Below are 8,057 nucleotides of genomic sequence, written 5' to 3' on the forward strand. Positions count from 1 at the left end.
TCCCCGGTGCCGCAGCCGCCCCGCGCATCACCCCCCGCGCGGGGGGCCGCCGTGCGTGACGACGAGGCGGTGACCGCCTGGGCGCTCGCGGCACGCGGCGGCGACGCCGATGCCGTGGACCACTTCATCCGCGCCACCCAGGGCGACGTACGGCGGTACGTGGCCCGGCTCAGCAACGACCCGCAGGGCGCGGACGACCTCGTCCAGGAGACGTATCTGCGGGCCCTGCGCTCGCTGCCGCGCTTCGAGGGACGCTCCTCGGCCCGCACCTGGCTGCTGACCATCGCCCGGCGCACGGTCGTGGACCGGCTCCGCTTCAACGCGGCCCGGCCCCGGCTCTCCGACACGGACGACTGGCAGTCGGCCGCCGAGCGGACCCAGTCCGCGGAGCTGCCCGGGTTCGACGAGGGCGTCGCCCTGTCGCAGCTCCTCGACCGCCTGCCGTACGAGCGGCGCGAGGCGTTCGTGCTGACGCAGCTGCTGGGGTTGCCGTACGCGGAGGCCGCCGTTGTCGCCGGGTGTCCGGTGGGTACGGTGCGGTCGCGGGTGGCCAGGGCTCGGGAGGCGTTGATTTTTCAGCTGGAGCTGGCCGAGCGGGACGTGGCGCGGTTGGGTGACCGTACTCCTGTGGCCGCCTAAGAGCTCGGCGGGAGCTGTTGGTCGGCGGCTGATCGTCGTTTTCGGCTGGTCGCGCAGTTCCCCGCGCCCCTATTGCGCCAGGTGATGCGGGACGCTCACCGCAGGAACGGGGCGGGGCTCTTTCGAGCCCCGCCCCACTCCCTTTTTCCGTTTATCCCCGGTTTCCCGGGCGGACCGTCACCGCTTCGACCTGCACCGTCCCGCTCTCGCGGAAGCGGAGCGTCAAGGGGAGGCGGTCGCCCGGGGCGAGGCGGGGCGGGGACGTGATCATGATGTCGAGGGCGTGCGGTGACATGTCGAGCGTGCCGCCCGCCGGGACCGTCGCCGACGGCACCATCCGCATCGAGCCCGCGCCGTCCTTCACCACCGTGCGGCTGAGCATCGCGCTGCCCGCGGTCGGGACCTCGACGCCGACGAGTTCGTCGTCGGCGTCGCCGTTGTTGCGCACCTTGACGAACGCGGCCGTGTCGTCCGTGCCGAAGGGGAGCAGGACGCGGGCGTCCTCGACCGTGACCGACGGCGGGCGGCCCGCCGCGCCGGAGGCCGTCCAGACGCTCAGGCCGCCGATGGCGACGGCACCGGCGAGCACGGGGACGAGCGCCGCTCGCAGAATCCGGCCGATGTTCTCGTTGGTTCCGGTCGCGTTCACGTTCGCGTTCACGCTGCACCTCGCATCTGGCGGGCGGTCCGCACGCCGTTCCGGTTCGCCGCCCGTGCGGGCCTCGGCTGCCAGCCCCGCAGGCGGAGGCTGTTCGTCACCACCAGGACCGAGCTCACCGACATCGCCGCCGCCGCGAGCATCGGGCTCAGCAGCCCCACCGCGGCCAGCGGGACGGTCACCACGTTGTAGCCGAACGCCCAGCCCAGGTTCGTACGGACCGTGGCCGACGTGCGGCGGGCCAGCCGGACCGCGTCCGCCAGGGCACCCATGTCCTCGCGGACCAGCGTCACGTCCGCCGCGCCGATCGCCGCGTCCGTGCCGCCGCCCATGGCGATGCCCAGGTCCGCGCCCGCCAGCGCCGCCGTGTCGTTGACGCCGTCGCCGATCACCGCGACCCGGCGCCCCTGGGCGCGCAGGTCACGGACGAGCGCGGCCTTGTCCTCGGGCGTGGCGCGCGCGTGCACCTCGGTGATGCCGAGCTCCTCCGCGACGGCACGCGCCGCGCCCTCGCCGTCGCCCGTGGCCAGGACCGGACGCAGGCCGAGCCGCTTGAGGTGGTCGACCGCGCGGTACGAGCCGGAGCGCACCGTGTCGCCGAGCGCGACGACCGCCTCGGGCGTGCCGTCCACCAGGACCACGACCGCGGTCCGGCCGTCCCGCTCCGCGTCGCGCACCGCCTCGTCGAGCTCCTTCGGCAGGCCGTCCTTGCGGGGCTTCCGCTGCCCCTTCCGCGCCTTGCCCGGAGCCGGGGCGGCGCTTTCCGAGGGGCGTACGACCTCCACGAGGCGCCCCTCGACGCGGCCCGACACGCCCAGGCCCGGCGTCGCCGAGAAGTCCGTCGCTTCCGGCAGCGGCGCGTCCGCCACGTGGGCGCACACCGCCCGGCCCACCGGGTGCTCCGAGCCCCGCTCGACCGCCGCCGCCAGCCGCAGGGCCGCGTCGGCGCCCATCCCGTCCGTACGGGCCGTCACCTCGGTGACCGTCATGGAACCGGTCGTCAGCGTGCCCGTCTTGTCCAGCACGACGGTGTCCACACGCCGCAGCCCCTCCAGCGCCTGCGGGCCGCGCACCAGGATGCCGAGGCCCGCGCCCCGGCCCGTCGCCGCCAGCAGGGCCGTCGGCGTGGCCAGGCCCAGCGCGCAGGGGCAGGCGACCACCAGCACCGCGACGGCGGCCGTCACCGCCGACTGCGGGGGAGCGCCCGCGCCCAGCCAGAAGCCCAGGACGACGACGGCCACGGCCAGCACCGCCGGGACGAACACTCCCGCCACGGCGTCCGCGACCCGCTGCGCGCGGGCCTTGCCCGCCTGCGCGTCCTCCACCAGCTTGGCGATCCGGGCGAGTTGGGTGTCCGCGCCGACCGCCGTGGCCCGTACCTCCAGCAGTCCGCCGGAGTTGACCGCTCCGCCGACCACGGCCGTGCCCGGCCCGGCCTCCACGGGCGCGCTCTCGCCCGTCACCAGCGACAGGTCCAGCGCCGAGCTGCCCGCCGTCACCACACCGTCGGTCGCCACCCGCTCACCGGGGCGGACGACGAAGCGGTCGCCGACGCGCAACTGCTCGACCGGCACCCGGCGCTCGCCGCCGTCGGCCGTCCGCAGCACGACCTCCTTCGCCGCCAGCGAGGCCAGCGCCCGCAGCGCCGAACCCGTACCGTGCCGCGCCTTGGCCTCCAACAGCCGCCCGACCAGCACGAACAGCGGTACGCCGACGACCGCCTCCAGATACACGTCCGCCGTACCGGCCGTCATGGACGGCACCAGCGTGAACGGCATCCGCATGTCGGGATCGCCCGCGCCGCCGAGGAACAGCGCGTATGTCGACCACGCGTAGGAGGCCAGCACGCCGAGCGAGACGAGCGTGTCCATCGTCGCCGCCGAGTGCCGCAGCCCGCGCAGCGCCTTCTCGTGGAACGGCCACGCGCCCCACACGGCGACCGGCGTGGCCAGCGCGAAGCACAGCCACTGCCAGTTCCGGAACTGCAGCGCGGGGACCATGGACAGCACCAGGACGGGGACGGCCAGCACGGCCGTGACGACCAGCCGCGTCGTCGCGGCGGACGCCGTGCCCTCTTCCGCCGCGCTCTCCTGCGACGGCTCCGGCTCCGGGAGCGACGCGGTGAAGCCCGCGCCCTCCACCACGGCCATCAGCTCGGCCACGGTCACCGCCGGGGGGTGGCTGACCCGGGCCCGGCCCGTGGCCAGGTTGACCGTGGCGCTCACCCCGTCGAGGCGGCCCAGCTTCTTCTCCACCCGGGCCACGCACGCCGCGCAGGTCATGCCGCCGACGAGGATCTCGGTGCCGACGGCTTCCGCCGTGGCGTCCACGGTGCTCATCGGATCACCACCGCCCGCTCCGCCGGGGCGCCCATGTCGTGCATCCCGCCCATGCCGCCCATGCCGCCGTGGCCGCCTCCGTGACCGCCGCCGGAACCCGAGCCGCCGCCTGTGCGGTGGTGTATGCCGGGAGCCGCCGGGCCGGCCGCCGACCCGGCCGCGTACGCGACGCCGAAGAGGGCTGCCAGCAGCACGATGAAGCCGATCATGGAGCCATAGGGACTGAGACGATGACGAGTGGTCATCGCCGCATCGTGGCATGCCGTGCGTGGCGTTCCGCCCTGTGCGAGGGGTTTGCGGCACGTGAGGATTGTCCTTTTCGTGGGCGGGAACCGGAACGGCCTGTCGGCCGACTACCTAGGAATTGGGCGGGGTGCGCCTACTGGGGTGCCTCTTGTGCTCGGTGCGCGGCTGCGGGCCGGTGGGGGCTTGTCGCGCAGTTCCCCGCGCCCCTGAAAAGCCGCCTATGCGCTCGGTGTGCTGTGCGCGTCCGGCGGCTGCGGGCCGTGTGGGGTTGCGCGCGCAGTTCCCCGCGCCCCTCAAACAGCTGGGAACTCAGCCCCCGCCCCGTCCGACTTCTCCGGTGTTCACGACTTGCGAGGAGCACCCCACCGTGTCGCAGCACGAGCCGATCGACCTCCACGGCGCCGCATACAAGCGGGACCCCTATCCGCTCTACGCGGAGATGCGCGAGAAGGGCCCCGTCCACCGGGTGCGCTTCCCCAGCGGGGTCACCGCCTGGCTGGTCACCGGCCACGCCGCCGCGCAGCGCACCCTCGCCGACCCGCGGCTCGGCAAGAACCACGCGCTCGGCAACGACGGCTGGCGCGCCCGCGCCTCGATCATGCCCGAGCCGCAGCACTCCCAGCTCCAGGTCCACCTCCTGCACCAGGACGCGCCCAAGCACACCGCGATGCGCCGCCTCGTCACGGACGCCTTCGCCCCGCGCCGCGTCGAGGCGCTGCGCCCCCGCTTCCAGGAGATGGCGGACGCGCTCGTCGACGCGATGCCGACGGACGCGGACTCCGCCGACCTCGTGGCGTGCTTCGCCGCGCGGTTCCCCTTCCAGGTCCTCGCCGAGGTGATCGGCCTGCCGCCGCACCTCGCCGGGCGCTTCCGCCGCGAGTGGGGCAAGGTCGTCGCCCCCGTCGGCCCCACCGACCCCGGCCGCCCCGCCTACGAGCAACTGCTCCGCGAACTCCAGGACTACATCGCCGAGGTCGTCGCCGACCGCCGTGCCGCGCCCGGTGACGGGCTGCTCTCCCGCCTCGTCACCGCCCGCGACTCCGGCGAACTGACCCCGGAGGAGCTGGACTCCATGATCTTCCAGCTGCTGGTGGCCGGGCAGGAACCCGTCACCAACCAGATCACCACCGCCCTCGTCGCCCTCTTCCGGCACCCCGAGGCCCTCGCGCGGCTGCGCGCCGAACCCGCGCTGCTGCCCGCCGCCGTCGAGGAACTCCTCCGCCTCGACAGCGCCTTCGAGCTGACGACCTGGCGCTTCCTCGCCGAGGACGCCGAGCTGCACGGCACCCGCGTACCGGCGGGCGACTCCGTGATCGTCTCGCTGTGCGCCGCCAACCGCGACCCCGAGCGCTTTCCCGACCCCGACACCCTGGACCTCGACCGGGCCCAGGGCTCCCACCTCGCGTTCGGCCACGGCAGTCACTTCTGCCCCGGCGCCGCGCTGGCCCGTACCGAGCTCCAGGTCGCCCTCGGCACCCTGCTCGCCCGGCTGCCCGGCCTGCGCCTCGCCGTCGCCGACGAGGAACTGCCCTGGATCTCCGCCGTACTGGGCCGCGGCGTGAGCGCGCTGCCCGTGTCCTACGACGCTCCCGCCTGCCCCCGCACCCGCCGATGACCACCGCGAGAACGCCTCATATCCCCGCCATGAACCACGACTCCGTCGAGGCCCGCGTCCTGGGCCTGCTCCTGCCGCACCACCGCAGCACGGGGGCCACCGCCACCGATCCCGCGGACCACCCCGAACAGCTCGCCCAGATACGTCAGTTCACCGAGGCCGGTGAGCCCATCGTGTTCACCCTGCCCGGCTTCCCCTGCAAGTCGCCCAACCCGGCCAAGGTGCTCGGGCACCTCCCCGACGAGGGCGAACGCCTCTCGCTGCGCTTCCTCGACCGGCTCTGCGCCCGCATCGGCGAGATATACGGGCCCGGGGCGCGCATGCTCATCTGCTCCGACGGCCACATCTTCGGCGACCTCATCCGCGTGCCCGACGCGCACATCGACGCCTACGGCGACGCGCTGCGCGCCCTGATCGACCGGGAGGGGCTCGCCAACCTCGACACCTTCGACCTGCGCCAGGTGCACGGCGACCTGGACCACGACACCAAGCGCGCCCTGGTCGTCGCCGCCTACGCCCCCTCCACCGACGCGCTGCGCGCCCAGGTGCGTGCGGGGGACGAGGACACCCTGCGCCTCTATCTCGGCATCACCCGCTTCCTCTTCGAGGACACCCCGGACCACACGGGCACCAGGTCCGCCCTCCAGCGCGAGTGCCGCCGCCGCGCCTACGAGGTCATCGCCCGCAGCCGCGCCTGGGGCGACCTCATCGCCGACTGCCACCCCCGCTCCGTACGCCTCTCCATCCACCCCCAGCGCACGGGCGCCGAGAAGTTCGGCATCCGCCTCCTGGAATCGGCCGACGCGTGGGCCACCCCCTGGCACACCACGGTCCTCCGCGGCCCGGGCACCAGGGCCCGCCTCCTCCACAGGGCGCACGCGGCGCGCCTGGGCGTCCCCGTACTGCGGGACGGGCTGCCGAGCCACTACCGGACGGTCGACTGATGAGAAGTCCCGCGCCCCATCAGGGGCGCGGGGAACTGCGCGACCAGCCACAGACGGCCCGCAGACGCCAGACGGCCTGGTGGACCGAGCCCGTAGGCGGAAGGCGGCGCTTCCGGTGGGGGGCGCCCCACCGTCGCGTCAGACAGACTGCGGCTCGCGCGCCGCCGACGCGCGGTGGTCGAAGGCGATCAGGGGGTCGCCCGTCAGCGGGTGTTCCACCACGGCCGCGCGGACGCCGAAGACGTCCGCCAGGAGTGCGGGGGTCAGCACCTCGCGCGGGGTGCCCGAGGCCACCAGGGTGCCCTGGTGGAGGACGTGCAGCCGGTCGCAGAGGGACGCCGCCGCGTTGAGGTCGTGCAGCGACAGCAGGGTCGTACGGCGCTGGGCGCGCAGCAGGGACAGCAGTTCCACCTGGTGCTGTACGTCCAGGTGGTTGGTCGGCTCGTCCAGGACGAGCACCTGCGGGTCCTGCGCGAGGGCGCGGGCCAGCAGGACCCGTTGGCGTTCGCCCCCGGACAGCGCCGAGAAGCGGCGCGCGCCGAAGCCCGTCATGCCGACCCGCTCCAGGGCCGCCGCCACCAGTTCGGCGTCCGCGCGGTCCTCGCCCGCGAACGCGCGCTTGTAGGGCGTACGGCCCATGGCCACGACCGCGCGGACCGACAGCTCGAAGTCGCTGCCGCGCTCCTGCGGCAGGGCCGCCACACGCCGCGCCGACTCGGCCGCGCCGAGCGCGCGGACGTCCGTGCCGTCGAGCAGCACCCGCCCGGCGTGCGGCGTGAGATAGCGGTAGACGGTGCGCAGCAGCGTGGACTTGCCGCTGCCGTTGGGGCCGACGATCCCCGCGATCTCGCCGTCCTCGGCGATCAGGTCGACCCCGGAGACCACGGTCCGCCCGGACAGGGTCACGTCGAGCTCCTCGATGGCGACGCGCATGCCGCTATCCCCTCTCCAGACGGCGGTCCAGCAGATACAGCAGGGTCGGTGCCCCGATCAGGGCGGTCACCACGCCGACCGGCAGCTCCTGGTCCGGCAGGGCCGTACGGGCCACCAGGTCGACGACGACCAGGAGGACGGCGCCGAACAGCGCGGCGACGGGCAGCAGTCTGCGGTGGGCGCCGCCGACGACCATCCGGCAGACGTGCGGCACCATCAGCCCCACGAAACCGATGGCCCCGGACACCGACACGAGCACCCCGGTGAGCACGCTCGTCACGACGAACAGCTCGCGCCGCAGCCGGTTCACCTCGACGCCCAGCCCGGCGGCCGTCTCGTCGCCCATCAGCAGCGCGTCGAGGGCGCGGGCACGGGCCAGCAGCACCAGCAGCCCGAGCAGCAGGGCGGCCGCGGGCAGGGCCAGTGAGGACCACTGGGCCCCGCCCAGCGAGCCCATCAGCCAGAACAGCGCGCCGCGCGTCTGCTGCTCGTCCCCGGCCTGGAGCACCAGGTAGTGGGTGAAGCCGGACAGGAACTGCCCGATGCCCACGCCCGAGAGCACCAGCCGCAGCGGCGAGAACCCGCCGCCGCGCCGGGCCATGGCCCACACCAGCGCGAAGGACGCCAGCGCGCCCGCGAACGCCGCCGTGGACAGCCCGATCCCGAGCAGCCCGCCCTGTCTC

8 protein-coding genes are annotated in these 8,057 nt (G+C 74.5%); 3 read left to right on the top strand and 5 right to left on the bottom strand.

The genetic code is table 11. The features are described from left to right. Positions 1–51 precede the first annotated feature (51 nt). Positions 52–639: a sigma-70 family RNA polymerase sigma factor gene (locus tag K6I34_RS26185; protein ID WP_229329181.1), complete on the top strand. Its 588-nt coding sequence runs from the start codon at positions 52–54 to the stop codon at positions 637–639. 151 nt (positions 640–790) lie between these two features. On the opposite strand, the gene K6I34_RS26190 is transcribed toward K6I34_RS26185, so the two are convergent. The 3 genes from K6I34_RS26190 to K6I34_RS26200 are packed head-to-tail and all read right to left on the bottom strand — an operon-like array spanning position 791 to position 3,881. Beyond that, a complete protein-coding gene (locus K6I34_RS26190) occupies positions 791–1,300 on the bottom strand; it encodes a copper chaperone PCu(A)C (protein WP_229329152.1) in 510 nt (169 codons plus the stop codon). Further along, positions 1,297–3,636 carry a cation-translocating P-type ATPase gene (locus tag K6I34_RS26195; RefSeq protein ID WP_229329169.1) on the bottom strand — a complete coding sequence of 780 codons (2,340 nt, stop codon included), beginning with the start codon at positions 3,634–3,636 and terminating at the stop codon, positions 1,297–1,299. Before K6I34_RS26195 ends, K6I34_RS26190 begins: the two co-directional genes overlap by 4 nt. Then, entirely contained in the window at positions 3,633–3,881 is a 249-nt protein-coding gene (locus tag K6I34_RS26200) for a hypothetical protein (RefSeq protein ID WP_229329171.1), read from the bottom strand. Before K6I34_RS26200 ends, K6I34_RS26195 begins: the two co-directional genes overlap by 4 nt. A gap of 368 nt (positions 3,882–4,249) precedes the next feature. Here K6I34_RS26200 and K6I34_RS26205 point away from each other — a divergent pair, with 368 nt between their 5' ends. Next, positions 4,250–5,497 carry a cytochrome P450 gene (locus K6I34_RS26205; protein WP_229329173.1) on the top strand — a complete coding sequence of 416 codons (1,248 nt, stop codon included), beginning with the start codon at positions 4,250–4,252 and terminating at the stop codon, positions 5,495–5,497. 29 nt (positions 5,498–5,526) lie between these two features. After that, positions 5,527–6,441, top strand: a complete 915-nt coding sequence (locus tag K6I34_RS26210) for an L-tyrosine/L-tryptophan isonitrile synthase family protein (RefSeq protein WP_229329175.1) — start codon at positions 5,527–5,529, stop codon at positions 6,439–6,441. A 138-nt stretch (positions 6,442–6,579) separates the two neighbouring features. On the opposite strand, the gene K6I34_RS26215 is transcribed toward K6I34_RS26210, so the two are convergent. Together K6I34_RS26215 and K6I34_RS26220 are read right to left on the bottom strand one after the other, a co-directional pair. After that, the gene (locus tag K6I34_RS26215) at positions 6,580–7,374 is read right to left on the bottom strand and encodes an ABC transporter ATP-binding protein (RefSeq protein WP_229329177.1); all 795 of its coding nucleotides are present in this window, start codon (positions 7,372–7,374) and stop codon (positions 6,580–6,582) included. A gap of 4 nt (positions 7,375–7,378) precedes the next feature. Further along, a partial coding sequence (locus tag K6I34_RS26220) for an iron ABC transporter permease (RefSeq protein WP_229329179.1) occupies positions 7,379–8,057 on the bottom strand: 679 nt, incomplete at its 5' end.

It is taken from the genome of Streptomyces sp. UNOC14_S4 (assembly GCF_020740835.1).
Lineage (GTDB): Bacteria > Actinomycetota > Actinomycetes > Streptomycetales > Streptomycetaceae > Streptomyces.

Bases quoted from the DNA above. Each gene is read 5' to 3' on its own strand.
- K6I34_RS26195 (WP_229329169.1), bottom strand. From the start codon at position 3,636: ATGAGCACCGTGGACGCCACGGCGGAAGCCGTCGGCACCGAGATCCTC.
- K6I34_RS26200 (WP_229329171.1), bottom strand. From the start codon at position 3,881: ATGACCACTCGTCATCGTCTCAGTCCCTATGGCTCCATGATCGGCTTC.
- K6I34_RS26210 (WP_229329175.1), top strand. From the start codon at position 5,527: ATGAACCACGACTCCGTCGAGGCCCGCGTCCTGGGCCTGCTCCTGCCG.
- K6I34_RS26215 (WP_229329177.1), bottom strand. From the start codon at position 7,374: ATGCGCGTCGCCATCGAGGAGCTCGACGTGACCCTGTCCGGGCGGACC.